Genomic DNA, 2,232 nt, shown 5'->3' with positions numbered 1-2,232 from the left:
ACTCCGGGGAGCCTGCGATTTTCTGGGCGAGGCCCCAAAGCCCATGCCACCGCAATAGCCGTAAAATGGCGACAATTCCGGATCTTGGCTCAGACTGTTTCTATGGGAAGTTCAATATTTAGCAGTGTTTGACTAAAACGATTCAACTCAATACCAAACCGCCTGGTTTACTTATTTCTGGCAGAGCGGCCCCGCGCGCGCATTTTGCAAGCGCCGTCTGCCAGGTGACTACGGGATTGGTGACATGGAACTTTTGATCTTGCTCGGTATAGGTATGACCATCGGCGGCGTCGCTATTGCTCTGGATGATGACGGCGATGACATTACCAAGGGCGACACCACCGCCGACGCCACAGAAGGTAACGACGACCTGGCCGGCGGATCAGGCGAGGACACGATATTCGCCAAGGACGGCGACGACATGGTAGACGGCAATGCCGGAAATGACCGGCTGTTTGGACAGGACGGCACAGATGCGCTGGCCGGCGGTGAAGGCAATGACTTCCTGCGCGGTGGTGACGGCAACGATGTCATCATAGATGGGCAGGGCAGTGATACGCTCGTCGGCGATCTGGGTGACGACTTTATTGTCGCAACCAGTGCAGTTGACGCGGATACTGCGTTTCAAGCGCTCAGAGATTGGATTGCCGATGAAGACCCGGATGTTGACGTTCAGCTGGAACCTGAGCTGAGCCAGGATACTGACGAAGATGCGGATGTGATCCAGGCGGGCCGCGGAAATGACGATGTTGTTGCAGGCAACGGCGACACAGTGAGCCTAGGAGAAGGCCGAGATGAACTGATCCTCGGCGACTGGATCGAGGCCGGCGATGAACCGGTTGTTCTGACAGACTACAGCCGCCTTGAGGATGTAATCGTCTATTCCCATGATGGCGAAGGCACGCCACCTGAAATCACCGTTGAGAACACGCTTGACCAATTCGGTGATGAGGATGACGCCCTGCTGCTGGCAGATGGCGAGGTTTTTGCTCGTATCCAAGGTGCCGGGGGCCTGATTACAGCAGACAACATCATGGTGCTGACTCGCGCCTAAAATGAAATGCCGGAGAAACTCTCCGGCACCTTCTTTCAGTTTTCAGCTGGCCTGAAGCTCCTCAGCGCCCTTCGAACTTCGCGGGGCGCTTTTCCATGAAGGCCGTGACACCTTCCAGAAAATCCCGGGTCTTGCCGCATTGGCCCTGCAGGTGCGCTTCTTCCGACAGCTGCTCGGCCAAAGTGCGGCCGAAACTTTCGCGCAGGGCGGATTTGGTGGCGGCAAAGGCTTTGCTGGGGCCGCTGGCCAGATAGCTTGCGCGTTCCCGCCAATGGGCATCGAATTCCGCATCCGGCACCGCTTCCCAGATCATGCCCCAGTCGCAGGCCTGCTGGGCGCTGACGCGGTCGGCAAACAGGGCTGCCCCCATTGATTTCGCCAGGCCGATCTGGCGCGGCAGGAACCAGGTCCCGCCTGCGTCCGGGATCAGGCCGATCTTGCTGAAGGCCTGCATGAAAAATGCGCTTTCCGTGGCGATCACCACATCGGCGGCCAGCGCCAGATTGGCGCCCGCCCCGGCAGCGGCGCCGTTGACGGCCGCCACAACCGGCACCGGGCAATCATAGATCGCCTGCAGCATCGGCAGGTATTCGTCGCGCAGCGTGCGTTCCAGATCCAGCTGACCGCCGTTGCTGCCAGCGTCGCTCAGATCCTGGCCCGAGCAGAACGCGTCGCCGGCGCCGGTCAGCACCACAGCGCGGGCCTCGGAAGAAGCCATGCGCATCGCATGAGTGATCTCGGACCGCATCCGGCTGTTGAGCGCATTCTTGCGCGCTTCACGGTTCAGGGTGACAACCGCCAGCCCGTCCTGCAGAGAAAACAGGATTTCCTTATAGTCCATCGGAGTGCCTCACAATGCTTGCATTCAGGGGCCAAGAGCGTATCCGTCTGGCCGTTTGCCGGTATGGTGACGGAAAGCCCGCCTGCCGGAAAGCCGGACCCGGCGTCAATCCTTCAGGATTTTCCGCAGCCGCTCCTGCTCGTCAGCGCTCAGCCCCTGCTCGGCGGCCTTGGGCGCGCGGGCGCGTCCCCGCACATAGAAGACGGCGATCACAAGCGCGGCCAGCAGCATCAGCGGACCAGCAGCCCACAACAGCCAGTTGGCGCCGCCGGTCGTCGGGCGCAGCAGCACATACTCACCATAACGGTCGACGATAAAATCCATCGCCTCGCGGTCG

General features: G+C 60.3%; 3 protein-coding genes. 1 reads left to right on the top strand and 2 read right to left on the bottom strand.

The window, feature by feature from the left end:
• The first annotated feature begins 244 nt into the window (after window positions 1-244).
• Window positions 245-1,054 (top strand): calcium-binding protein, encoded by an 810-nt coding sequence (locus A2I95_RS32610; RefSeq protein WP_027259027.1) that lies wholly within the window; start codon window positions 245-247, stop codon window positions 1,052-1,054.
• Between the two features lie 61 nt (window positions 1,055-1,115).
• Here the strand turns inward: A2I95_RS32610 and A2I95_RS32605 are convergent, their stop codons facing one another.
• The gene (locus A2I95_RS32605) at window positions 1,116-1,895 is read right to left on the bottom strand and encodes an enoyl-CoA hydratase-related protein (protein ID WP_291736506.1); all 780 of its coding nucleotides are present in this window, start codon (window positions 1,893-1,895) and stop codon (window positions 1,116-1,118) included.
• A 105-nt stretch (window positions 1,896-2,000) separates the two neighbouring features.
• The coding region (locus tag A2I95_RS32600; protein WP_291736504.1) for a cytochrome c-type biogenesis protein at window positions 2,001-2,232 on the bottom strand (232 nt) is incomplete at its 5' end.

This window comes from Leisingera sp. F5 (genome assembly GCF_001593695.1).
The sequence above is the reverse complement of the archived record's forward strand: the minus strand, read 5'-3'. Positions and strand labels throughout refer to the sequence as shown.

Bases quoted from the DNA above. Each gene is read 5' to 3' on its own strand.
- A2I95_RS32610 (WP_027259027.1), top strand. From the start codon at position 245: ATGGAACTTTTGATCTTGCTCGGTATAGGTATGACCATCGGCGGCGTC.
- A2I95_RS32605 (WP_291736506.1), bottom strand. From the start codon at position 1,895: ATGGACTATAAGGAAATCCTGTTTTCTCTGCAGGACGGGCTGGCGGTT.